This window comes from Bradyrhizobium japonicum USDA 6 (assembly GCF_000284375.1).
GTDB lineage: Bacteria > Pseudomonadota > Alphaproteobacteria > Rhizobiales > Xanthobacteraceae > Bradyrhizobium > Bradyrhizobium japonicum.
Genome location: NC_017249.1, coordinates 8,227,013 through 8,252,526 on the forward strand (window position 1 = coordinate 8,227,013; position 25,514 = coordinate 8,252,526).

The 25,514-nt window shown below is 59.0% G+C and carries 13 protein-coding genes and 4 pseudogenes; 8 read left to right on the plus strand and 9 right to left on the minus strand.

Annotated features, from left to right (window positions below):
* Positions 1-613: 613 nt before the first annotated feature.
* Positions 614-1,228, minus strand: coding sequence for a J domain-containing protein (locus tag BJ6T_RS38155; RefSeq protein WP_011084684.1), 615 nt, complete (start codon positions 1,226-1,228; stop codon positions 614-616).
* Positions 1,229-2,634: 1,406 nt separating this feature from the next.
* On the opposite strand from BJ6T_RS38155, the gene BJ6T_RS38160 reads away from it, so the two are divergent.
* Together BJ6T_RS38160 and BJ6T_RS44530 are read left to right on the plus strand one after the other, a co-directional pair.
* On the plus strand, positions 2,635-3,963 hold the full coding sequence (locus BJ6T_RS38160) for a hypothetical protein (protein WP_011084682.1): 1,329 nt from the start codon (positions 2,635-2,637) through the stop codon (positions 3,961-3,963).
* 684 nt (positions 3,964-4,647) lie between these two features.
* Positions 4,648-5,064 (plus strand): SET domain-containing protein, encoded by a 417-nt coding sequence (locus BJ6T_RS44530; RefSeq protein ID WP_011084680.1) that lies wholly within the window; start codon positions 4,648-4,650, stop codon positions 5,062-5,064.
* 739 nt (positions 5,065-5,803) lie between these two features.
* Here BJ6T_RS44530 and BJ6T_RS44535 read toward each other — a convergent pair.
* A pseudogene (locus tag BJ6T_RS44535) lies at positions 5,804-6,586 on the minus strand (IS5-like element ISBj2 family transposase).
* Between the two features lie 510 nt (positions 6,587-7,096).
* On the opposite strand from BJ6T_RS44535, the gene BJ6T_RS38175 reads away from it, so the two are divergent.
* Positions 7,097-8,755, plus strand: coding sequence for an outer membrane beta-barrel protein (locus BJ6T_RS38175; protein WP_224517533.1), 1,659 nt, complete (start codon positions 7,097-7,099; stop codon positions 8,753-8,755).
* Positions 8,756-10,911: 2,156 nt separating this feature from the next.
* On the opposite strand, the gene BJ6T_RS38190 is transcribed toward BJ6T_RS38175, so the two are convergent.
* The 4 genes and pseudogenes from BJ6T_RS38190 to BJ6T_RS44550 all read right to left on the minus strand — a co-directional run bounded on the left by BJ6T_RS38190 (position 10,912) and on the right by BJ6T_RS44550 (position 14,473).
* Complete coding sequence (locus BJ6T_RS38190; protein WP_014497914.1) at positions 10,912-11,487, minus strand: hypothetical protein; 576 nt, start codon at positions 11,485-11,487, stop codon at positions 10,912-10,914.
* A 1,612-nt stretch (positions 11,488-13,099) separates the two neighbouring features.
* Positions 13,100-13,774, minus strand: a complete 675-nt coding sequence (tnpC, locus tag BJ6T_RS46515; RefSeq protein WP_223154101.1) for an IS66 family transposase — start codon at positions 13,772-13,774, stop codon at positions 13,100-13,102.
* 17 nt (positions 13,775-13,791) lie between these two features.
* Positions 13,792-14,079, minus strand: a pseudogene (gene tnpB, locus BJ6T_RS46520) (IS66 family insertion sequence element accessory protein TnpB); the annotation flags it as partial.
* Positions 14,080-14,098: 19 nt separating this feature from the next.
* Positions 14,099-14,473, minus strand: coding sequence for a transposase (locus BJ6T_RS44550; RefSeq protein WP_014497916.1), 375 nt, complete (start codon positions 14,471-14,473; stop codon positions 14,099-14,101).
* A gap of 326 nt (positions 14,474-14,799) precedes the next feature.
* Between BJ6T_RS44550 and BJ6T_RS38205 the strand changes: the two genes are divergently transcribed.
* Both BJ6T_RS38205 and BJ6T_RS38210 read left to right on the plus strand, forming a co-directional pair.
* Complete coding sequence (locus tag BJ6T_RS38205; RefSeq protein ID WP_014497917.1) at positions 14,800-16,146, plus strand: citrate-proton symporter; 1,347 nt, start codon at positions 14,800-14,802, stop codon at positions 16,144-16,146.
* Between the two features lie 663 nt (positions 16,147-16,809).
* Positions 16,810-17,606, plus strand: a pseudogene (locus BJ6T_RS38210) (IS1380 family transposase); the annotation flags it as partial.
* 151 nt (positions 17,607-17,757) lie between these two features.
* Here the strand turns inward: BJ6T_RS38210 and BJ6T_RS44555 are convergent.
* The gene (locus BJ6T_RS44555) at positions 17,758-18,183 is read right to left on the minus strand and encodes a hypothetical protein (RefSeq protein ID WP_223153745.1); all 426 of its coding nucleotides are present in this window, start codon (positions 18,181-18,183) and stop codon (positions 17,758-17,760) included.
* A gap of 179 nt (positions 18,184-18,362) precedes the next feature.
* Between BJ6T_RS44555 and BJ6T_RS44560 the strand changes: the two are divergent.
* From BJ6T_RS44560 to BJ6T_RS38225, 3 genes and pseudogenes are all read left to right on the plus strand, one after another.
* Positions 18,363-18,794: pseudogene (locus BJ6T_RS44560) on the plus strand (effector protein NopP); the annotation flags it as partial.
* A gap of 583 nt (positions 18,795-19,377) precedes the next feature.
* Positions 19,378-19,671, plus strand: coding sequence for an IS5 family transposase (locus BJ6T_RS38220; RefSeq protein ID WP_011084662.1), 294 nt, complete (start codon positions 19,378-19,380; stop codon positions 19,669-19,671).
* Between the two features lie 142 nt (positions 19,672-19,813).
* A complete protein-coding gene (locus tag BJ6T_RS38225; RefSeq protein ID WP_011084661.1) occupies positions 19,814-20,824 on the plus strand; it encodes an IS481 family transposase in 1,011 nt (336 codons plus the stop codon).
* Positions 20,825-21,154: 330 nt separating this feature from the next.
* On the opposite strand, the gene BJ6T_RS38230 is transcribed toward BJ6T_RS38225, so the two are convergent.
* Together BJ6T_RS38230 and BJ6T_RS38235 are read right to left on the minus strand one after the other, a co-directional pair.
* The gene (locus BJ6T_RS38230; protein WP_011084660.1) at positions 21,155-23,398 is read right to left on the minus strand and encodes a T3SS effector XopP-like protein; all 2,244 of its coding nucleotides are present in this window, start codon (positions 23,396-23,398) and stop codon (positions 21,155-21,157) included.
* A gap of 426 nt (positions 23,399-23,824) precedes the next feature.
* Positions 23,825-25,066: a cytochrome P450 gene (locus BJ6T_RS38235; protein ID WP_011084659.1), complete on the minus strand. Its 1,242-nt coding sequence runs from the start codon at positions 25,064-25,066 to the stop codon at positions 23,825-23,827.
* Between the last annotated feature and the right edge of the window lie 448 nt (positions 25,067-25,514).

The following is a 25,514-nucleotide window of genomic DNA, read 5'->3' on the forward strand; positions in this document are numbered from 1 at the left end:
ACCGATGCGCACAGCAATTCTCGCACCACTCGCCGATCGGAGAACTTGCCCCCATAATAGGGGCACTCGCAGAAAGATGGTCTCCTCTGGTTGAGCGGATGTGACATACGTCGAACATGCGACAACGTCTCATGCGCGACACAGAATTTGATATAGATCAAGAGCGTGATTAAAGGCCTGCCGTCTCACCTGCATTGACGGGGCGCGAATGGCACTCCCTGAGTGCCATCTTAACGCGCGAGGCAAGTCCAGTACCAACCTTCCTGCGGGCAGCGGAGCAGCAGTTTAGTGTGGCTCTGCTTTTCGAGCAGTCGAGGACGGCACTTTCGAACTTTCGCTGTGGCTCGCCTTTGCGAACTTCCCATCGGCGTCGTGAAGACTTGCCCCCTCCTTGCAAACCCGAGGAGAGAGCGAATGAACGAGGAAAGAAACAAAGGCTCGTTGTTGATCGGTCCGGGAGCAGGTTGATAGAACTCCTTGTGGCGTGGCGGAAATGTTGCGCCTCTCGGGCCTAGGGTCTGAAGCGGGTTACACGCCAGCTCGGGTGCAGCCTTCACACGATGAAGGGCTATGGAATGGCGGGTGAGGTGAAGCCGTTCAAGTCGTGTCCGGGTTAGCTCTCCCGCACCACGGTCTTCAGGTAATGGTAGGCCTTGATGATCTCGACCAGGCGCTGCTCCGTAGAGCGGTCGCCGCCATTGGCATCGGGGTGGTGCCTCTTGACCATCGCCCTGTACCTCGCCTTGATATCTCCGAGCGTCGCATCGACATTCAGGCCCATCACCTGCAACGCTTTCCGCTTGGCATTGAAAAGCTTGCGCGTCTCAGGCCTGGCCTCCGCGCGGGCGCGTCCCTTCAGCTCAGCGAGCATGCAAAAAGCATCGCAGTCGTCCTCGGAATGGGCCGGGCTGCCGGTCATCTTGCGGGCGCTGATGGGCTCGCCGATTTTCCAAGTTGGACGATGGCCCGTCAGCGCGTCATTCTGGTAGCGCGCGATCGCTTCGGCGTCCATCCCGGAGAAGAAATTGTAGGACTGATTGTATTCGCGAGCATGCTCGATGCAGAAGTGCCAATATTCGCGCGCATTGTGGCGGCCCTTTGGCGCGGGATGGGTTGCCTTGTTCTGGCAATCAGGCCATTCGCATCGCACCGCGGTCCGGCGCTCCTCCTGCGCTTCCTGCTTGTTGATGCGAATGGAGGCGAAGAATTTGGATGTGTCGCTCAGCATGACTTGGCTCCGTTGGGCGGAGCGGCAGTTAGCAGCGCCGCTTCTAAGCTAGAGAATTGGTTTCGACGGCAAGTTGGATCTGACTCGGCCTTTGCGTCTAGTTCAGTGCATGGTGTAGCAAGCACTTCCCAGCAATCGACATGCCAGGACTCGCGCGCTTGGTTCAGACAATCATCTCTTTGCGATCTCAGATCGATTCAATTGCAATGTGCTGTCGGGCTCTGCACATCGAGGTCTTGAACGGGACCGGGTGAATACGAACAAAGCGGGAGCTATGCAGGAATCTGGCTGATGACGCGCTTAGGGAAGCAGCGGAGCAACGCGGATGGTGAATTTGCGAGAACTTCTCGACGAGGCGATATGGCCAGAATGAGACTATCAACATCCTGCCCTTCGCTCAGCCGCCTGCGGTTGATCATGCGTGCTACAAATTCTGCGCAACAGAGCGCGTGTTCTGCTCGCCCGGTGCCGCGACGGAATCGTTCCAGAGACGCCGGCGAGATGAAGCGGCCAAGGATGGCCGCGCAACACCGCAAAAGCTATCGGCGCAATCGAGGCGGCCGGGCCCAAGGTGAGGACCGGGCGCGCGACTCTCGCCGGTTGGATCCGCTTCACGTACTTGATTTTGCCAGCCGAGCGCGGCGACCAGGAGCTTTGATCCCCTGCTTAGCCGGGCCGTATGTTGACTCGCGATTTCAGGAGGCACGATCGGCCCTGCTGGAAAGGATGCGGCGAATCTTTTGCTATTAGCGATTTTTGGGGCCTGAACAATCGATCGCGGGGCAAATACGTGCGCCGCAGCACAAGTCCGCCGGCGATCAAAGAGAGCCCGAGCTGGTTCTGAGCGGCAAGAAGAAGGCCATGGAGGGTCTCAACGGCGCCCAGCCGGCGCGGTCGCGGAGCATGCACTCGACATCTTTACTGCGAGCGCACCAAATATGTGCGTGGCCGCGATTACCGGACAAGGATCGCCGATATAAAGCCTATTGGCTTTCTGTGTCTTGCCGGCCGAGCACCAGCAGAGAACCACAATCCGAGCGAGAGCATCCGCCGCGGTACGGCACACGAACATGCGAGCCAGGAACCGTTGTCGGCCACCAACCGTATTAGATTGTGCAAGCTGAGCAAGCGTGAGACGTTGGGATGACCGAAGAGCCACAATCAGTTGCCGAGATCATCGCGGCGTCAGAGTGCCGACAGTATTTGAGCCCGTCCCAAACAGGCAAAAACGATGCCGCCTGCTCGGCTTCGTCACCAGTCGCGATTGCGGCGAAATGACTGAGCTGAGATCGCACTCCGGTTAGTCTCTAAGCACGTCAGCTTGTCGACAGCTGATCCTAATAGAGTGAGACAGTGACACGATTGGATCGGCATTGCGAGCCGACTCAAACCACCGGAGAGTCGACATGGACCCTTTTAACCGCATCAACCCACTCGACCGTGACCACGCCGCGGCACCGCAACAGCAGCAAGCGGAGTTTGAGCCTTACTTGGATGAAGTGCCCCAGCTTGATACCTCGACAATCGCAGAGAATCCCGTTTTTCATGATCCCTACTACCCTCATCTGTCTGAAGAAGGCCTTAGACTGGCCCAGGCATTGGGACTTGAGCACCAGAGCACGGACCGTCCTCATCCCGAACACGCAGTCACCAGACGCGAGGACGCCGCTGCGCAGCATCGCGCGCCGCAGGGTGGGCCGGAGGAACTGACTGCGCAAGGTCACGATCAGGATCCGTGGCAAGAGCCGATACGCGAAGCGATCCTAGCATCGTCTCTCAACCGGCCAGCCCCGGGTGGTCTGGCACCGGATCCCGAAGAAGCCGTTCGTTACTTCAGCTGGAGCGGCGCCTACCGGCCGGCTGCAAACGAGCTAGCCTCGGTCGCTTCCAGCTCAGGTCACGAAGTCGTTGTGGATGAGGATTACACCGGCCAACCTACGAAGAGGCAGAGGACACTAAGCCTGGCGGAAGAAAATGCCACTGCGCGCCAGCGCACCGAGCCCGGCAATTCAACCGGTCGCGAGTTAATTGAAGACGCCGGCGCACCGCTTCTGGCCAGCAGCCGGTTCGTCCTTCCTGAGGAAGTCTACGATCAGGATCTGCTGTGGGCCATGGTGGATAACGCTCGCCCATCGTCATCTCTCGAACCAAACGAGGGTCATCACCAAGCCCTGGACTCAGAAGCGGCCGTTGGTCCGTTCAACGCGCAGCACGGCGACCAGCACGCGTCCGCTGCGCACGAGCGCAGCAACGTCCCGCCGAGCCAGGACAGCCGACCTACCAGTTTTATCGTTCACAATGACCGTTACACGGCGCTGTTCGTGCCTGCGGGGGCGATGAGGCGAAGCACCCCACTCAATCCGCCAGGCTCAACCATTCAATTCGGATCTCGACCGGAAAACGTTCTGCCGCCCAGCCTGCAGCCAACGGATCGAACCGCCCGATCGCTTTTTGGACGGTCGATTGAGCAAGCCGCTCCGGCGTCCTCCAGGGCTCAGAGGACGTACCCCGCGGCCCGCGAGATTTACGCTGCATCATTCTCCGTTCCCGAGACTTTTTTGCACGGCACCCAACCCGCGCCGGACACGATGCGGGCGAAACTCGGCCAGTGGGGCCTTCTGCCGGACGAAGCGCATCCGACAAAACAATACGACATTCATGGTGAGCGCTACACCGCCCTTTTCGGACCCGGAGGCTCCGATGACCTTCGGCTCATCCATCACCCACGAATGTAGACGCCGAGGGACATCTCAAACGCATGGAGCCCGTCCAGATAGTTCCGGAATTGGACTTGTTATTGGACCATAGCTTGCTCCGGCTGCTCCTGCGAGGTTGGCGCGGTTCTGGGCAGCACAGATGTCCGCTGCTCGCGTCGATGACTTGCCAGCATCATCGCTTAGCAACTCCTCGTTGGGCCGAACTTCTACCTCCGTTTTCTTGCTAACTACGGCGTGATCACGTTGATTGCCTCGAGGCGGTTGTGCAGCGAAATCGGCAGTCGAGTGCCGGCCTCCCGCGCACTTTGCCTGCAATATCTGCTCCACATCCACAGTTGCCTGGGCACGCACTGACGCATTCACCCGCGGGCGGCTCTTGAAGCTGCGATGAAGGGCTTGTCGGCGGCTTGCCGGGCCGCGAGAGCATCGAGCGCGCCGTCGCGCTGGTAACAGGTCATGATCGTGCGACACGAGCTCGCCGCTATAATCGACACGGATCTTTGCTCGGAATGCGACTGACTTGCAGCCCTCCCAGCTCACGGCCTTGTCGCTGGAGGCGATCCGCAGCAGGCGGCCCAATACGCCTGGAGAAGACATAAATTGTGATGGAGGCGCGGATAAACGAGCCTACCAATTCGTGCAGCAGATTTCGCAGCTCACGTCAGTTAGTTTGCTGGGTAGTAACTCCGGGAGACTTCTTCAATGCTGATCGTCGACACAATTTTGAAGCCAGACAGGTTTGGCGGTATTGGACTTTTCTCCGCGACTCGTTTGCCCAAAGGTTCGTTGATCTGGATTCACAACCCAATCGTTGACATCACGGTGACGCCTGAACAATACGAAGCCCTAGCTCCAACATTCCAAGCGCTACTTGATAAGCATGCCTATCCAAGAGACTACAAGGCTTACGATGGTGTTATCGAGTACAATGCTGACAATGCCCGCTTCATGAACCACAGCAGCCGCCCAAACACATACCAAGACGACCGCCGAGTTTTCACAGCCCGTGACGTACAACCCGGTGAAGAACTGACCTGCAATTACTTATTTTTCGATCCACGGTGTGACGTATCGTGGAATGAAGAACCATCCATGAATCTTGATGCCCCAACGGGCTAGGCGACGGTGGATTCAAGTTCGCGGTCTGACGACTTGATCCGTTGGCGAATTACGCCGGCAAGACTTTCGGCAACTCGTTGTGGCCATCGACCGACTCGGCCAATTTTCTAGCTGCCTTACCGAGCAAGAAGATTTTGCGAGCGGAGCCTTGTTCGACAGACATCCCTTGGCGCGCAGAGCTCCTTGGCGCACCGTCGCGGGAGCGCTTTCGATGAGGTATCTCCTCGAGGCGGACTTCATTGCATCTCTAGAGCTTACCCAACGCCGGATCTCCGCGGATGTGCCCGTTCTCGCACTGACTTTTGAGTCTTGATCCTCGATATTTCCTGAGATGGCCCGGGCACCGATCCTGATATTACCTTTAGGATAGGCCGATTGTGCCGCTTGATGTCAGAGTAGCAGATGTGCTGTTACAAACGCACTTGATGAGGGCTTATCGCGGCTCGATCTTTGCGCCTCCGATTTAGCTTCGCGCAATGCAGAGAGCATCCGTCCCATCTGGTCACGATCCTACATACTGCCATATCAGGACCTGTTTAGATAAGAGATCAGCGACTATCGTGTGATCGATTTCGTCGGCCGAGGTCCATCCGATCTTGCCGATCAACTAGCATTACGCGCTCAAGGATGCCGCGAGGGACGAAAGCCGCAAGACAATGGGCGCGTCGATCCTAAAGCGGTCCGAGCACGACTCCTAGCTTCCTGGCGTACTCACGCTCCCAAAAACTAGGGTCCAGACTCAATTGAGCCAATATGCGACGAGAGCGGCGAGATGAACAGCGGCCAAAAAATTACGGGCGAGCTTGTCATATCGCGTGGCGATGCGCCGGAAGTCCTTAAGCCTGCCAAAGCAGCGTTCGATGACATTTCGTCCTTTGTAGGCGCGTTTGTTGAAGCGATGGATGACGACACGGTTAGATTTATTGGGGATTACGGGCTTGGCGCCACGACGAATGATTGCGCCGCGAAGCTTGTCGCCATCATACCCTTTGTCGGCGAGGAGCACGCTCATGGGTGGCGCGAGCGCCAGGACATCGGGAGCCGCAGCGATATCGGCATCCTGGCCTGGAGTCAGATGCAGGACGACCGGCCGGCAGAGCGGATCGCTCAGCGCATGGATTTTTGTCGTGCGGCCTCCGCGCGAGCGGCCGATTGCTTGATTGTGCTCCCCCCTTTTCCGCCGGAGCCACACCGGTGAGCTTTAATCGAGGTCGAGTCGAGCGACAGTACGACGCCGTCTTCGCCAGGCTTGGCCAGCGCTTCGAAGATTGCGCACCATCGTCCTCGCTTGGCCCAGCGATTGAAGCGATTGTAGATCGTCGTGTAAGGGCCGTATTCACGTGGACAATCACGCCATCGTGCACCCGATTGCAGCATGTGAATGATGCCGCTGACGATGCGTCGGTCGTCGTCCCGATCCGGCCCCGTCAGTCCCCTCGGCAGATGCGGTTCGATACGCGCCCATTGCCTGTCGTTCAGCCAAAACAAACCAGCGCGCATTCTCTCGCCCCCGAATCAACACGTAGGCAAGAGAATCACGTGGCGCTATTTAGGTACAGACCCTAGTACGAGCTGAACTTGCAACGGCCGGCTGGTTGCCATCAGGCAGCTCGCGGAGTGAAAAGAACACTAGGCTTGAAATCTCACGGCTCATCCAAGCTGAACCAGCTTGTGCTCACCGGGCAGACCACAAAGTTCCGGCACATGCACGTGCCTTGGACGCTAGCTCCGCAATGCAGCGAACCTCGACACTCGTTCGTCCGCCTTCCACCCAATGTAGGGAAGTTGACGCGGCACGCTCTTAGTAAGCTCCTGCAGAACAAAGGAATTGCTCCGGCACGCGGCTTGCTACGTTGAGGACGTCATCACCAATCGTCGTGCGGTGATCTTCGGAGCGGCCCCGGCTCGTTATTGGGGGCCTGGTGCTCCGACGATTTGCCGTGCGGCGATACTTAGCGAGCGCGACTACAACTCGGGAAAGTTCAGGGCAATCTTTATGCGATCAAGAGTTCTCTTTTTGGGGGCTGCGACCATGGCGATCGCCACAACGGGTACATCTATGGCGAACCTCGGGCGAGAAGCCCTGCCACCGTCGGTGTGGAACTGGTCCGGAGGCTACATTGGCGGGCATGTAGGCGGCGGGTACGGTCGAACCTCTTTCACCAATCCGTTCGGCCCACCGATCTACGGCGACGTCGTCGATATTCCCTCCTTCGTCGCAGGTGGCCAAATCGGCTACAATTGGCAGAACAATAGTTGGGTGTACGGCCTCGAACTGGATGCCAGCGCAGCTGTCGCGAGCGGCTCAAACACCTGCCTCGCAGCCTCAGACTTGATTGTAAGCGCAAACTGCAACGCAGCTCCGAACCTCTTTGCGACCGGGACCGGTCGCATCGGTTACGCCTTCGGCTCGCTCGGGCAAACGCTTGCCTATCTCAAGGCAGGTGCAGCCTGGCAAAATAATCGAGGCGACATCGTCAACAACTTTGAAGGGGGCGACCTGCCACAGGAGAAAACCCATTTCGACTATGGCCAAGTTGGTGGCGTCATCGGGCTCGGTGTGGAGCAAGCCCTTACGCCTTCATGGTCGGTGAACGTCGAGTATGACTATCTGCATTTTGGCGGGCCGAGCGTCGCGACCGCTTCGACCGCGAAGTTATCTCCGTCTACGATTTTGCCGGCGAGCACGACCAGCCTGTCCAGCAACTATCACATTGGGAAAATTGGTCTGAACTACCACTTTGGTGCGGACCCAGAAGCCGCACCAAAGTCCGATTCGCCGCTGCATGCGAGATCAGCCGGCAGCGTACCACCCATTCCCTACACGTCCGGTTGGTCGTTCGAAGGGGGCTCGCGGCTCTGGCTGAGCCGGGGAAGATTCCAGTGGGATCAAAGCGCAGTCCCGTATGGCTGGCCTGAAGACCCCAGCATACTGATTTCCAGGCTCACTTATCATGCACTGGACGGACTTTCGGGGGAGGTATTCGGCCGTGTCGACAGTCCCTGGGGAGTGTTCTTGAAGAGTAGCCTTGGTATCGGGTTCTTCAACAAAGGGAAATCGAACGATGAAGATTGGCTGCCCCACGAGGGATACCCCTACCTAAATACTCGTTCAGGTGAGTCAAACGGGCGATTTGCATATTACACGGCCGACGCCGGTTACGATGTCCTGCGCAGTACGAACTACAAGATCGGCGGATTTATAGGCTGGGCCTATTACAGCCAGAGCTCAGACTCGAGGGGTTGCGTTCCGCTCACAAATCCGCAGGACTTTTGTCGTATCAAGCCGAGCGACGATAGGATCGTTGGCAGCCAAGATACTCAATGGAATGCGCCTCGAATCGGCTTGAGCGCCGAAACTATGCTGACCGAGCGCTGGCGCCTGAATGCGGACATCGCTTACCTGCCCTGGACCGACTTCAAGGGCCGCGATAATCATCTCTTGCGCAAAAAGACCACCTTTAGTGAGCAACACGGCAATGGTGGCGGCGGCGTCCAGGTTGAAGGCCTTCTGTCCTACTTTGTCACCAACAATATCAGCCTAGGCGTTGGAGGCCGCTATTGGGCCATGTGGACGAAAAAGGAAGCGGACTCCGCGGACTGCGGAAACGGCTGCGGCTCGCTAGGATTTGCGAACTACAGCATGGAACGGTGGGGTACGTTCTTCCAGGCGTCTTACAAGCTCAACTAAGGGCTTCACTGTTACGAGGCTCCAAACTGCAGATGCTTAGGGGCCGTTCTGAAGTTCGCTGATGGCCCCAGTCCTCGGCGCCCATTCGCCGCCGAGGACTATGTCGCGATCACGCCTGTACACCGGCTTGCTTCGATTGCAAACCGCCCGCATGGACAAGGCGAGCGCAACTCCGCTCGCGAACCGGAGCTCGTTTCTGGTGATAAGAGCTCGATCCGTTGACCCGGAATTCGCTCCAAAGCCGATTCCGCGCACCATTGCGAAGGCGCCGACCGACCGGGAAGCCGCGGCCGTTGTCTCATCGCGCGGCGGCCGGAGGCGGGCGCAAAGTGCCTGGCGAAAGATCAACGGCTTATTCACCGAGGGGAGAGTTGAACGGCTGGCGGTCTGCAACGGACGAGCCGCTCACAGAGGAATTCAAGCCGTGGGTACACAGCGTCGGTGAGGTTCTGCGCGAGGATCCATCCAGCGCAACGACTCGGGCAGTATTGCTTGGCGAGCTACCCGCCCTTGCATCGCCACGCGAACTCACGCGGGTCATTTCCTTTCATGTAACAGCAGAAGATCACCAGATGGAATGCGAGCCGCGCGTCCTTGCCCCCGATCACCAGACGTGACCAAGGATTCCAGACCGTCCTGATTCCTACACTCCCCGCTATGGCCCGGTCGTCTGCCCCTGCTGGGACCTTCATGAGCAGCATCATCCGACATCAAATTCAGCTTACTGATCGTGTGAAGGGCGAGCGCAAGTTCAGTTTTTGCAATCTGCTCATCGTATTTGCCTGCACTTTGGTGCCACCCCCACGGGCAGATCCTCGGCGCTAGAAGTGAATGCGGCCCAATTGGCTGGGGGAGACTAAAGGCAATCGGCATTCGGCCACTTTTCCTCGCCAGCCAAACACGTAACCGGCGGCAGGGCGCCGAGCCCGTATGGAAGGCGCGCCCCCACGATTCCTAAATTCCGCAGCGGGATCTCTCCTGGGCAATCCTGACCGCGGCGAGCCCCAACATCACGTCGCCGGTGAACCCGAAATGGAGACGATAGAGCCACCAGATTGCGCAGCACCGGTCAAGATCGGACAAGGCTAGCCCGCGCCTAATTGCTGCGAGCATCCGCGCCATGGGCTTCATTCCGTGGATCATGTGGAAGCCTCGGCGTCTCGGGGCCGGCGCTCGCCATTCAATGACTTTCCGGGCGGTGGCGGCTCGCTGTCCGGCGCGTGCACCTGCAATAGATTGGGAGCTGAGATTGATGTTCGCCATGACGTTCTTTTCCGGTTTTTGAGGCTGGTTGCACACGCCTATGTGCATGCGATCTTGCGTGACTCTACGGTGGAGCTACTGCTTGCAGAACGCCCAGATTTGGTAGTGTTAAATTGACACGATTTCCTCGACAAATACGCTCACGCAATCCCACTGCTACGCAAAGCGACTGCGCCACTTGCGACGGTCCTTGCGGCTAGGCGATCTTTGCTGCCACCTCCTTGAGAATACCTTCGCGTCCGCCAAGACAATCCAGCCTCGCACTTGCAGGGCCTCCGCCGTTTCCAAGCAAGTGCTCAACGGGCACCGGTTTCTGCCCAATTTGCCGAACCCAGCCGACATCGAGCGCTGGCTTGCGGCCGAGCCCCGTTTGCCCTGGTAATTCTCGGTCACCTCGCGAAGCACCGCCCCGAGCAGTTCGGCCGCGGCACACCGTCGTGCAGCGCTCACGGGGATCCCTCAGACGCAAAGCAGCCGAGAAGACGATCATCCCGCGCACGGCTAACAGTGCGGCGCTGGCCGGTGATCCCGGGACCGGGGCGCGGCGGCGTGCCTTGGGCACTCCGCGACGCACCCCGGTTCTTCCGATCCCGCGCGCAATGGTGCAACCTCGGACTGGCCCACAGCCGGAGCTGTATCGGTCAAGCGCCAGCAACATCCTCGAGTGAAGCAACACGGCGACAATATTGCCGGCCGGATGACAGGTCGGCACCACGCAGACGAATGGCCAGGATGACCGTGCATCTCGAGCGCTGCCAGCGGGCCCGATGATGCGTACCCGCTGGCGGCTCGAACAATCCACTGCTAAGCGATGAACCGTCTATCCAGGTAAGGACAACCAAAGTGACCGCACGACTCAGACCCAGCGCGATCGGCTCACCGTCAAGTTGGTCTCATACCCGCGTAAGCTTAACGAATCCTCCTTCGGCTAGTTCGGCTTTGTAGGCCCGTCCGTTAAGATGGATGGTCGTGGGGCTATTGGCGGTCGGCATGAAACCTTCTTCGCGCAGCTTGTCTATGAGGGCAGGTGTGGCCCATTGCTGTGGTAGCGGCCTTCCATAGCGTCGGTTCTCCGCGAAGAAGGCTCCGAAGTCCGGTACCCCCGCCCGGCCGGCCCCAAGCACTTGGTCTTCCGCAGGGTTATGAACAAGAAGAACGCGATTACACTCATCCAAACCGGCCGTGTAGCGGTGACCCCGGATTTCATAGGTCATTGTCGGCTGGTCCGAGTCCGGCAAGAGACCCCGGTGGAACAGCCTATCGACCATCGAGTCAGGGGCGATTTGCGAACCGTGTGAAAATCTCTGGGGAGCGGCGAAGGAGACATCTACCGCTTCCTCAGGTGCGGCAGACGATGATGGTCCAGCTTCATTCATGATCTCGCTGAACAAATCATGATCTTCCTGTGTCCAGACGTGCGCTGTCGGTGATTCTGGTGAACGGGCATTATCGATCGGGCTTGGAGCCATAAAGCCCTCCTTTTTGTTAAGAGACCAAAGGCCTCTAGAATATCTCCCAGAGGGAATGAGCTGAAGTTCGTCACGAATTCCGGCATGGGCAGCTTCGTCATCAAGAGGCCAAGTTCGAGTGTTAGAGAGGCTGGCTTTCGAGAAGCTGACAAAGGTCGAAGAAGAAAGACAAACTCGCGGCTGCATCTACCACGTCTGATGCGATCATCTCCGATCCTGAACTCATTCCACCTCAACTCGCGGTCGGCGCGCAGCTCTGCGTCCTGCATCGTTTCATCTGACGGAAAGCTCGTTAGGAGGTCAGGCGACGCTGACCGCAGCCAGCCCCAGTCCCATACCGAACATGTGCATTTCGATCTCTGTCCGCGACCAGTTGTTCTGGCCTGCACTTGAGCCTATGCTTGGTCCGATAAGCAGAATGACCGCGATAGCCGGGCCAACGCGAGAACAGACGAGAGCGCGATCTGAGAGTCCGGCAAGAGCGGAGCGATCTGTTCACCTGATTAAATGAAGAAAGAAATCGCTCAGACGCAAAGCAGCCCAGACGATCATCCCGCGCACGGCTAAAGGTGCGGCGCTGGCCGATGATCTCGGGACTGCGGCTGCCGCTGCGTTTAATGCGCACTCCGCGATGTCCCCAGTGCGTCCGATCCTGCGCGCCATGATGCAACGTCGGACAGGCCGTCAGCCGGAGCTACATCGGCCAAGCTGAGATTTTCATCGTCAGATGAGGCAATACGATCCGCCAACTTTATCCGGCTGCTATTGATGCTACGCGTCATGCAGATGGCGCTCGCGCCTTGTTGTTGGAAAAGAGGATTCACTCGTGTCCTGATTAAGACAAATCGTTGTAATTGTTGGCGAAGCCGCCGCTGAAATGGCCGTCTTCCTCTAAGCGTCCGCTGGCGAAGAAGCGTAGCCGTTTCTTGCTTGCCCGCCCGGGCACACAAACGCTAGCTTCTGCGTGTGGCGCTATCGATTAGCCTTAGCAGCTCTCCACATGGTTGACCAAGATGGGCGACTCTGAAGCTCGCGCTCACCTAACGACTTGAGATCGGCATTCGTCGGTGTTGCGGCCGAACAGCTGGGCCTTCTCACGTCCTGGACGACGCGCTCGCTCGGGCGATAGCCAAGATGCAAGCGAGCGGCGCGGAACGCATGACGGCCTCGGTCCTGATGGTCGCCAGACCCAAGCGGCTCGGGGGAAAGCGGTTTGCCCGTCCGCTGGCGATCCGGCCGCGACGGAAAGTGGAGCACTGGTGAATGGTGATCTTGCTCGCGCGCAAGAGACCGCCTCGGGCGCGTTGATTGGCAGCATCGTCTAGGCGATGACGCAGCCCCGACTGGCTGTTTAAGGAGCGGACGCAACGCGTGACGCTGAGGTGGCTCGCGTCCTCGTCGATCATGTTCGGCGCCAGCCAGTCTTGTCGCAAACCCGCCACAGCAACGTAATGTCTGCGGCGCCCGACAACTGCACCAGGTTCTCATATTTCTCTTACCGTAAGCGACGTTCGCGTCCCACTCGCAAAGGTTTGGCGTGGGGATTGCAGTCTGTTGATCAACGTGTTTGCAAATCGCTGGCGGGGGGTATGGAGGCGACAACGACGGAGAATTACGAGGTGCGGCCGAACGACCAGGGCAGGAGCTCGTCGATCCGGGACTGCGGGTGACCGGTTGCGATCGCTTTGAGCGTCGCTTTCATCCAGACGTAGGGCTCCACGCTGTTGATTTTGCAGGTGGCGATGAGCGAAGCTATGCGCGCCCATGAACGACCACCTTCGTCGTGACCAGCAAATAAACTATTTTTACGCGTCAGAGTCAGCGGCCTGATTTGATTTTCGACGGGATTGGTGTCCATCTCAACGCAACCATCGTCGAGAAACAAGGTGAGGCCATCCCAATGGTTCAGGAGATAGGCGATCGCCTTGCCCATCTCGCTGCCCGGCGACAGGCGAGCGGCTTGCTCGCGCAGAAACCTCTCGAGTTCAGCGACGAGCGGCCGTGATCGCTCGTTACGGGTCGTTTGCCGAGCCGGGGCGTCGGCGCCACGGATCTCCTTCTCGATCGCATAGAGTGCGGCGATGCGCGCGAGAACGGCTTCGGCGATGGGTGAGCCGGCTTTCGGAGTCGCTGCGATGATCTTGCGCCTTGAGTGGGACCAACATGCGGCCAGCCGCAGCGGCACGCCGCCTTTGCGCTTGGGCCGTGCGAGCCGATGATAGCCCTGGTATCCGTCGACCTGAAGGATGCCGTCGAAGCCCTCGAGGATGCGCTCAGCAGCTTCCAGTTCAGCCCTTCAAACAGCGCTTCGAACTGCACGCGCGTCAGATGCATGACGCCGTCGCTGATCTGCGGCCACTCGAAACGACCATCGCGGCCAAGGCGCTTGTAGACCAAAACGAGGCCCGTGCCGTCCCATAGCAAAATCTTCAGCCGGTCGGCGCGCTTCGAACGAAAAACCACGATCAGGCCCGAATGCGGATCGAGCCCAAGCGTGTTTTGCACAAGACCGGCCAGCGCGTCGTGCCCGCACCGGAAGTCAACAGGACGCACAGCAAGCACAATCCGCAGTCCCTGCGCCGGAATGATCATGCGCCGCGCTCGATCGCAGTCACGATCTCCGCGATCCGCACCGCCGACACGTCCGCATCCAGGCGGACCGAAACCTTGCCAATCGTAATCTCGACGGGCCCTCGCTCTTGCCTGACGCCACTGGATCGCTCAGCTCGAGCGACACGAAATCCGCCGCGTCGTCCGTGACCAATGCGAGCCGGCCAGCACGCGCCAATCTGCGCCACGTCGTCAACTGCTGGGCCTTCACACCATAACGCCGTGCGACATCACATACCCGGGCGTCGGGCTTCATGCTCTCGAAAACAGCGCGCCCCTTGATCTCCGCAGACCATAACCGGCATCCAGAACGCGTCCGGCGCGTAAGCTTCCCCACAAAGCCATCAGCTTCGGCTTCCTCCCCCGATTGTTCCATCGCCTTCAGTCTCCTCTCGGCTCTCTGACAAGCCAAGGATCGCAGAGCGAAAGCCGAAGCGAAACCAGTCAATCAAATGGGAGAAAAGCTCCGCTTACCTCTTACCGGCCAGGCCTGGGATCAGACCAGAAGTCAAATCGGCCCAGAAAGGCAGGCATTCTTATTGCAGACGTTACCGTGAGGTTTGTAGCGACGCGCTTCAGGCTACATGTGGACAGGCGCAATGGCCGTGAAGGACGAGTTCGGGCAAGCGGACTGCAACTTTGCGCGACCGGTGTCTGGTGGAAATGTTCGGGCCAGGGTTCGCGCTCCAGATCAGGTTGAGGATGGCGAGGCAATTAACTCGAGAGAGGCTGGAGCCGGTCCCCAGTCCGGCAGACGAAGGCTTAACGCGCCGGGCGGTGTTGGGCGCCACCATCGGCAATATGCTCGAATTCTACGACTTCGGCACCTATAGCTTTTTCGCAATACAGATCGGTCAGGCGTTCTTCCCGGCAACCGACCAGTTCGCCAGCCTCATGCTGTCACTCGGAACCTTCGGCGCGGGTTTTGTGACCAGGCCAATCGGGTCCATCGTGCTCGGCTCCTATTCGGATCGGGTTGGCCGCCGGCCTGCCATGACCGCCAGCTTTGCTATGATGAGCGTCGCGGTCCTATTATTGGCCATTACGCCATCGTACGAGACAATAGGATTTTCCGCTCCGTTGCTAGCCATCTTCGCACGCTTGCTGCAGGGCTTTGCTCTCGGAGGCGAAGTCGGTCCAACGACAGCCTACTTGATGGAAGCGGCACCAGCCAAAGCCCGCGGTCTTGCTGTCTCCTTTCAGCCCGCGAGCCAACAGGTCGCTGCGACGGCTGGAGCGTTGGTTGGAGAAATACTCTCGCTCACCATGACAAGTGAGGCGCTCAATGCATACGGATGGCGGATCGCGCTGTTGCTCGGCGCCGTTACTTTGCCGTTCGGACTTTGGCTGCGGAGCGTCCTACCCGAAACGTTTCTCCGCCCGGAGGCGCCGGTTCTGGTCACCCGGCCTGTAAGGCGATCGCCCGCCGCTCGCCGCATCATGAGCTTGGGATTCGTCATCTTGGCCAGCTGCACGATCACTACTTACGTTACGGGATATATGACCACCTACGCCTTGAACACCCTCCACGTATCCGCGCCTCTCGCCTTCGGCGCCACGCTCATCAGCAATATGGCAGGCATTGCTGCGGCGCTGTTGGGCGGCCTGCTCGCCGACCGCGCAGGCCGCCGGCGCATCATGATATGGCCGCAGGCAGCTGCGTTGCTGATGATCTATCCGGTATTCTTGTGGATTGCAGAGAGCCGCAGCGCCTTCGCACTTTTAGGAGGCCTCGGCACGCTCACCCTTATCGGAACGGTTCCGTATAGCGCCTTCTACGTAAGCATGGCCGAGAGTTTGCCCAGGAACATTCGTGGTGGCGCCTTCGGGACGACTTACGCTTTTGCCATAGGCATTTTCGGAGGCACAGCTCAACTGGTCGTCACATGGCTGATCTACTTGACCGGGAGCGCACTCGCGCCCGCCTGGTACATGCTTTTCGCGAGCGCGGCCGGGCTCTTTGCCATGGTGATGATGCCGGAGACGGCGCCACTCAATTTCGAGCGAAACCATAGACGAACATCTGTAACGGCACGATCGCCGCCCTAGTAGCTTAGCCGAACAGGTAAGGATGACATCTGTGACGTCCGAAATGCGAACATCGAGCAGGAGCACGGTATGGGGCTAGCCCGAACAGCAATCTATCCTGAAAACTGGCGCAGCTTGACATCGTGAAGGAGTTCCGGCCGTAACGGCAGCGTCGCGGTCTGAAACGGCTTTCTCCGTTTACCCAACGTTCGCCGATGCTGCAGTTGAGCGATCGGGCTGCCGTCACCCGCCGGCTGGAGTGAGCAATGACTCTGATCATCTTTAGAGAACAAGAAGGCGCGGCTCGCACCATCCGCCAGCGTAAACGAACGGCATAAGGATGCGGCCGCTGACGGAGCAGCGGCCGCACGAGGCTCGATCCTCATTCTCTGCTTTGTTTGCGGACGAGGGCAAGAATGCGGAAATGCGGACTGTCATTTCCAATCCACGATACGTCTCAGATGAAATTCTTATGGGCGAGATGGAGCGCTAGCCCGTCTTATTCGTAAGAGTGCGCCTGAGGGCTGGCGAGCGTGGTGTAAAGCGCTGATGCGGCGTAGGATTCGGTTGCGAAGCCACCCCATCACCTTAAACCACGCCCGCCATGACCGATGATACGATTCTGCCATCCTCGTTTCCAGCCGTTCACGCCAAGAAAGTCACAGCTGCCTTCGATGGCGGTCGATCCACGTCTACGACACGGATAAGAGCCGGCCCGTGGCCGTCGTGCTGCGGCCCGGCAAGACGCCGGGCGGCGTCGAGGTGCGTGCCCATCTGCGCCGCCTGGTACGGCATATCCGCACGCGATGGCACAACACGCAAATTACGTTCCGTGGCGACGGGCACTATGCCCGGCCGGAGGCAATGGCGTGGTGCGAGACCAACGGCATCGACTACATCTTCGGTCTGTCCGGCACCAAGCCTCTCGCCAGAAAAGTCGACGAGGTCGCCGACGACATCCGCACCCGACGCGCCATCGAGAACCTGCCGGTTCTGCGTGGCTATACCGAGACCCGCCACAAGGCAAAGTCCTGGGATCGCGAACGGCGCACTGTCGCCCGTATTGAGGCGGCGATGCTCGGCCTCGACATCCGTTTCGTCGTCACCAGCCTCGATGTCGGCTCGGCCGAGTGGATCTACGACAGCCTGTATTGCGCGCGCGGCCAAGCCGAGAATCTGACAAGCTGCATAAGTCACAGCTCGCCTCCGACCGCACCAGCTGCCGTTCGGCGCTCGCCAACCAGGTCCGTCTCGTGCTCCATACGGCCGCTTATTGGCTGATGCTGACCGTGCGCGAGGCCATTCCCAAAGTCCGGGAATTGGCCGCTGCCGAGTTCGCGACGCTGCGTCTTCGGCTCTTGAAAATCGCTGCCCGTGTGGTCGAGACCACGAGCCGCATTCGCCTTGCGTTCGCCGCGGCCTGTCCGGAAGCCGACCTGATCCGCTGCTTGCCAGGTGCGCTGCTGCCGCTCGGTCCTTGACCGGCGGGGCGTCCGCCCCCCGTTCGCCCAACCTATACCTCAAGCGCGTTGCAAAGTACGGGTCGTCAGGCGGTGAAAAGCCGAAGGCAATCCTGTGCGCCTCGTCAGACAAGATGTTCGGCCGCATCAATCGGGCCCCAAAGCCGCACTCTCACGAATAGGACGGGCTAGCATTGTTAGGAGGTTTGTGCATGTGCACATGATGCGCGCCGACTCGAACGACGGCCAGGCGCGGAGACGTGACCATAGGAGACGTCCGTGAAATCTTGGACGGACTTCGCTGCAGGCTCTCCGATTGATCGATATCGTACAGATTCGTCGCACTCTCAGGATTGCTGGCTTCTTCAAGAATGCAGGAGCTTTGAATGAAGGATGGGGAATGCCATGGGTGTGCTGGTTTCCGCTCGATCTCGCCCACCGTTCCGATTTGGTGTCGCCCGCCATGCCCAATCGCTTTTCTTAGCTGCGGCTGAAGTTCGTGCATGGTTTCCTCGGCGCGCCCGGTGCTGCTGCTTCTTCCTCGCACGTGCGTCAGGCATTTCCTGGCATTGGACGGGGTCTTCTCGGCATAACGCATTGCAAGCTCGTCAGGCTCCAAGCTCTTCTCAGGCAATTGCAGACGCGACAACCACAAGCAGTTCTGCCCGCAGCAGCCCATTACCCTTGCCGTCCCACCAAGCCTGGTAGGTGCGATCACGGGTCGTTTCGGGGATGATCCGACGCGAGTAAAGGTGCAACAACGGCTACAGCTATCAACTAGGAAATACGAGCGTCGGCCTCCAAAGAACGGAAGCCGGATTTCCTATGGCGACTGGTTTCACCAGCCAGCGGTGGCGAGAACTGTTTCCCGGACGGACTGATGTCACATCAATCGTGGATTTTCAGGTTGCACATCCGCTCGTCGGTAACGCCGGCGATATTCTGCTCGAGCACCAACTAGGGCGAGACGGCGAACGGCCGCTAGTGAACTGGCGTCCTGCCAATGACGAAGCGAGAGCCCGTGCAGAACAACTGGGCTTCGTTCATGTGGATCCCGATGATATGGTACTTGATCCCACCCAGTCCAAACAGTGGAGATATAGGGATGGTGAATGGCAGCGCGCAACCAATTCTTCGATGTATCTCTCCAAAGCGTCGAGCGATGATGAACCTTCATCAGAGCCCGACTCGGATGGAGACTTCATGTGACGTGAGATCTCTACCAATCCATTTGAGGTGGAGCAGAGCGCAGACCAACCGACACCTGCGGCTTACGATCGAGCCTTGGACGGAGCGAAGCCCAAGCCAATTCGGCTCAAGCCGTGAGGTGCACTGTACTGGCGGCGGTTTACGAGAGCTGGTGCCTATAATAGCACAAAAGAAAACCCCGGCTTCCAGCCGGAGTTTTCGACTCCCGCCCGGGCGGGAGGAGCGGATTGCCTATGGCAGGCGCCAGCGTCATTGTGTCCTCGCCATCAGAATGGCTCGGGATCTTTCCGGGTTGCCTGGGTGAGGAGGGTTTCGTTGGCCGTTTTCTTCGTAGGCGTCTCGAGAAGTGTCGGGCCAACTCATCGAGCAACGAGACCATCCACCCGGGCTCGCCGGCATTGGATGCGAAGATCAAAAAATGGAGCAGATGTCAGGACAACTACCTTGCCTTCGTTCAACTCGCGTCAGTCAGGCTATGGCTGCGCCTTAATGAATCCGCGCCCTAACACTACTTTGGCAGATTGTTAGAATTGGGCTTTTTATTAGGATTCTCATCCTGGCTTGGTTGTGATTCAAGCTTGGGATGGACCGATTCGTTTTGACTGACGCCCAATGGGCGAAGATGGAGCCGCTGTGTCTTGGCAAGCCGGGCGATCCCGGCCGGAGCGGCAAGCTGTTTGTCGAAGCCGCGCTGTGGATTGCCCGCACGGGCAGTCCGTGGCGCGATCTTCCGCGCGCCTTCGGCAACTGGATAACTGCGTACACGCGCTTTCGCGACTGGGCGAAGGCGGGCGTCTGGAAGCGCATGTTTGATGCGGTCTCAGACGAGCCGGACATGGAATATGTCATGGTCTGTAGAAGTTTCGACTTAATCTGACGGCAAGGTTTGAACTGGCAGGGAATGGAGCTGCGGGCGAGCAGGAGCGCTCACCCAAAGGGCGCTCCCGCGCAGCCCGCGGCGTCTCACAGGGAGACGTTACCATGACCCAGGAACAGAAGTCATTCGCGCGAAAGTCGGCATGCTGGAATTGGCCAAGCAGCTCGGCAACGTCAGCCAGGCTTGCCGGATGATGGGCTATAGCCGCGACAGCTTCTACCGGTTCAAGGAACTGTACGACAAGGGCGGCGAGCTGGCGCTGATTGAGATCAGCCGCAAGAAACCGGTCCTGAAGAACCGTGTCGCGCCGGAGGTCGAGGCAGCCGTCGTTGAGCTGGGGATCGACCAGCCGGCCTGGGGTCAGGTGCGGGTCAGCAATGAGCTCAGGAGCCGCGGCCTGTCGATCTCCCCGTTCGGCGTGCGGGCGGTGTGGCTGCGTCACGACCTCGCCAACGTCAAGAAGCGGCTGACGGCGCTGGAGGCCAAGATGGCCCAGGACGGCCTGGTGCTGACCGAGGCCCAGCTCGTTGCGTTGGAAAGGGCCAAGTCCGAGAAGGAGGCGCACGGCGAGTTCGAGAGCGAGTGCCCCGGCTATTGCGGTGCGCAGGACACCTTCTATGTCGGCAACATGAAGGGGGTCGGGCGGATCTATCAGCAGACCTTCATTGACACCTACAGTAAGGTGGCGTTCGCCAAGCTGTATGATCGCAAGACGCCGATCACGGCGGCCGAACTGTTGAATGATCGCGTGGTGCCGTTTTTCGATGCGCGGGGCATCCCGCTAAACCGGATCCTGACCGACCGCGGCACCGAGTATTGCGGCAATCCGGAGCATCACGAATATGAGCTCTACCTCGCCGTCGAAGACATCGATCACACCCGCACCAAGACGAGGAGCCCACAGACCAACGGCATTGTCGAGCGCTTCCACCGCACCGTGCTCGAGGAGTTCTATCGCGTCGTGTTCCGCAAGAAGATCTATCCGAGCATCACTGCCTTGCAGAGCGATCTCGATGAGTGGATCGCTGCCTACAATGAGGTGCGCCCACATCAGGGGCGCTGGTGCTACGGCAAGACGCCGATGCAAACTTTGCGTGACGCAAGTGCTCTGTCGAGAGAAAAATTGTTGCCGGCTGCGTGGGGTCGCACATGAAACCTTTGTCGGACACCTGCCGCGACAAAGCACTCGCTGTCAGCTCAAGTCCCTTCTTTTACAAAGTTTTCCGTCTTGCAACACTCAGCGGCCTACATTCTCATCCGAGCGCCGATGTTCGCCACACCCCGCAATGGCAAGCTTGCTTGCGCGCCGATTGGCGATCCTCCGGACTGCGGGCTGATAACCCTCCCGAAAGGAGTGTTCTCTCCAGGCTCCATGCTTTTGTAAGATAGAGCTTGATGGGGCTCGGCGCTGCTCAGGCAGTCCGCCAAGCCGATGGAGGCATGAGCGCTGTCACCGGATGGCTCACCGCCGCAAGACGATACCTCACCGGATCCCCAGTCGAGCCATCTGCGCTGAAGCGTGCTCCGGATCGGGGAGGGGCTGCCACGGCTGGCCAGCGGCGGTGCTTAACAAGGACTTGCAGAACACAGGAGTGAGCCTGCCGCGATGGATCACGACATTGTCGTGCCCCTCGGCGGCTCGAGCGCTCTGCCAGTGCCGATTGTAGCCGCGCTGTTCGTCGGACTTGACGTGGCAAGCGGCGAATTCGCGATCGCCCAGCGTTGCCAATTGCCAGGCATTTACCGGGCGCTTGGTATGGATGTGCACCCACATCGGCCTTGGCATCGCACCGCTGCGCAGCGCCCTGGGCTGCAGCTTGATTTCGAATAGCGTCCCCGGCTCTCCCTTCAAGGCGTGCGGTGGATCCACTGACGCCAGTTCTCCCGCTTCCCGCAACTGTTCTAGGTATTCTTGCGATGGAAACGCATAGGTCTTCGTGCAATCGCTTGTGATTGCTGCCTTTCGCGCGTTCAATGAGCTTGCCTGTCCCTGAACCTCGGACCACATCCTTGTCAGCCGGACTATTTTTTCGTGCACTTCAGGCACTTGCGCAGGCGTGAGCAGGCCTCGCCGGCGAGGCTCCTCCAGCGCGGCTACACAGGCCTCAATCTCGGAGGACTGCGTCTGCATGCGCTTGATGACGACATCCAACACGTGTTCGGCGTCCTCGGGCTTCATGTGGCGAGCTTGCGAGGCGGCGCTTTGCTGAGCCGGCAGATCGAACTGCAGCAGCTGGTCCAATCGCTCAAGTAATCCCGGCAGTGCTTTCCTGGATGGCGGAGCCATCCACATCTGGAGGTTATCGGCCGCAGCGGATGACGCGCGTGCCTGCTCCGGAGTGGCGAGTTTCTTTGTACCGAGATCCGAGAGCACGATGACCTTGCCCGCCGGGGCCGTCGCCGCATCGGGCCTAGCGAGTTGCGGCGTGGCGGGGCTGGCCGTCGAACTCCCCTCTCCTGCGGCTGCTGCGGGCCTTGCTTTGCCCGTTCTGCGCGCCGGACTGCCTCCGCCCGCTGGGCCAATATTATCCGGAAGCGCAGCCCAAGCCGGCGGTTCAATCGTGGCTTGCGTCTTTGGCTGCAATGCCAGCAGCCGCATGACTTCGTTCGCCGTCACCCACGCAGCTTCCACGATCTGGTCCAGCAACGGCAACGGAAGGTCAGTTTCCGTTGCAGTCCCCCTCAGGCTGTCAAGCATGCCGCTCAGCCCCGATGCAAATTCCGAAAGTCGTTCCATGACTCCTTCCAGAACGGCGCGATGCTCCGCTTCGAGCGCCGCTCCATCGCTGTACAGAACGGCTTGGGCCGTCGAGACGAACGCCGGAAAAACATCTCCGATGAAGGCCCCGAGCAGGCGCACCCTCCCGCTCTCATCCATGAGGGCGTCGCGCACGTCTGGTTCCAACGTGCTCGCTTGCGAGTTGACTAAAAGCTCCACGAGAGCGATCCGCGATTGCAGATACATGCACTTCGTAAAGAGCGCCCAGCCCGTATGATGCCTTAGTGCGGCATCTTCGGCCGTGCGCATGGCGGGCGTGCTGCCTGGAAGGTGGGCGGTAGCGGCACAGACTGACTGCATCCGCTCACAGCGCAGCACCTTCTTTCCCCACAACTCCATGCATGCTGCATAGTGGTTCGCAACGCTTGTAAACAGGCGGCTCAGCTGTGCAGGCGAGGCGATGTCTTTGAGGCTGTCGAGCACGCCTTGTGCTTTCTTTCTGCTCTCCTCCAGCTCGTAGATAATCTGGGTCGCCACTTCATTACATTCGTCAGCCTCCCTCACAGTGTCATCGCGGAGCCGGCGAGCCCGATCGTTTGGCAGAATTCGGCGCGCCAAATCGGGTGGCAGACTGGCGTAGTACGCCAGAACTGTTGCGCCTGCTTTGACGACCTGATCCATCAGATCTTGTCTCTCCGGCAAGTTCCGGGCATGCCCGGCCGCTCGGCGGCAAGCTTCAAGTTCCTCAAGCAGGCTGCTCAATTCTCGCTTTGCTGCCTTTATCTCCTCCCTCGTTGGCGCCGCTACGTCCGAAGTTGGCGGCGGGTTCGCAAGCGTCGCCGCTCTCACATCAGGCTCAGACCGTATCCGCCCTACGACGGCATCGAAGGACTGATCGCGTTCCCCAGGGAAGAGACCAGACTCCGGGCTCGAACGGCTCGATTCCCTAATGCTTTCGGCTCCCGCGGCCTCAAGCTCTGATGGACCAGCTCGGCCAATGCCTTTCATGCTTCATCTCCGGATAATTGAGGGTGCGCAGCCTGTCTGGATAGGCCGACTGGCTGACGACTAGCTGACCAAGAGCATTCATCCGGATGCGCAAGGAAGAAGATGCGGCCTTGTGTTCGACTTCTATCGCAGCTTCCATGCTGCTGGAGTAACCGCGTCAGTTCCGGTGTCATCAGCTGAGACGCGAACAGGCCAGACGCCCCCTTATAGAAAACTGACAGCTATAGAAAAATGACAGTCGCGTGCACCAAGCATTCGCCTCACGTATCGTTCTTCACGGGCGATTCAACGTCTGCCCGGTTATAAATAGCTGCCGACAGAACCTTCGCTTCTATCCATTCATCTGCGCAGTTTGAAGAAGCCAAGATAGTTCACATCAATCCACACCCACCGCACACCGGCGGTCGAGACTGTCCCGATCATGGCCTAAGCTTCAATCCGCACGGGGAGAGCGGAATAGCCGTGCACGAAGTTAGATGCAATTCGCTCGGGTTCGCCGACGACCTTGATCTTCAATCCCCCATCCAAAATCTCTTCCCAGAGGACTCTCAACTGCAGTTCCGCAAGGTGTCGGCCAAGACAGCGATGGATTCCGAATCCGAACGAGAGGTGTTGCCGCACATTCTTGCGGTCGATCACGAAACTGTTGGCGTTCTCAATGACCTCTTCGTCTCTATTGCCGGAGATGTACCACATGACGACCTTGTCGCCTGTCCTGATCGGTTTTCCCCCAACGATGCTGTCTATAGCAGCAGTGCGGCGCATATGTGCGATCGGCGTCTGGTATCGAATGATCTCAGACACGGCGCTCGAGATCAACTTGGGATTGTCAGTTAGTTTCCGCAGTTCGGAGGGGTACTGGCTCATGAACAGGAGGCCGCCGGTAATCGAGTTGCGCGTGGTATCATTGCCGCCTACGATCAGTAGAATGAGGTTCCCAAGAAACTCAGTTGGCTCCATATGGCGTGTGACGGGTGAATGCGCCATCAAGGAAATCAGGTCGAGGCGTGGCTCGGCATTGATGCGCTCGTTCCAAAGCCGTGTGAAATAGTCCAGGCACTCCGACAAGATGGTGCTTCGCTTGTCCCAGCTGTCGATGGCATAGCCTGCTTTAGGAGTTGTAACAGCTGCGTCCGACCAATAGGTCAGGAGTCGCCGATCCTCAAATGGGAAGTCGAACAGCGTGGCGAGCGTTTGCGTCGTCAACTCTATGGAGACCTTGGTTACCCAATTGAAGACTTCATTACGCGGCAAGCCATCGAGAATCATCCGGACCCGAGAGCGGATCAAGGTTTCGAGCCTCGTCAGGCTTTCCGGCCCGACGATCGGACTCACCGTGTTGCGCTGCTCGGCGTGCTGGGGAGGCCCCATCTTGATGAAACTTGGGGTCCAGTGCTTATCAGGCACCTCGACAATGGTGACACCTTGCTGTGACGAAAACGCGTGGTGGTTTGTGTCGACCGCTACGATATCCCGGTATTTCGTTATTGACCAATATGGACCATGAGCGCTATTTTGACAGTAGTGAACGGGATCTTCTCTTCGCAACCGCTCGAAGCAACCCCATATGCTGTCGTCTTGAAAGCGCTTGCCCTCGCTTACATCCAGCTCGCTGAGCGGGATAATATATCCATCATCCGCTCTATGGATTTCCAATCGCCTGTTCATAACATCTCCGCAGATTTTGTTCGCGAGAGCTTACGGATCCAAACTTACGATTCACCGGTTTGAGCTGTCGTGGCGTTTGGCTGTGACAAGCTACCCGAACAGACTATCTCAAAGTGCGGCTAGCCAGCCCTACCATGTCGGGCAGTAAGGATCGCATTGACTTTCCGGCTCCATCTACTCAATGGATCGCTGAGAGCTGTCACCACCGCTGGCCTCGCCGTTTCCGGGAACGGCATCGGCGTCAACATAGTGGCTGTCGTTGCCCTGACGGCGAAGGAGCTGGTCCGGCTGCCGCGGCTAGGTCCTGTTCTTCCCAGTGACACCGTCCTGCGCCGCCCTAACAGAGGCCGCCGACGAACGTCATCGCGCTGCCCGATCGCTATCTGAGCGCTACCGCGCGAGCCCAGCGCGAAACTTCGCCTTCATTGAGGGCTCCTACAACCGAACT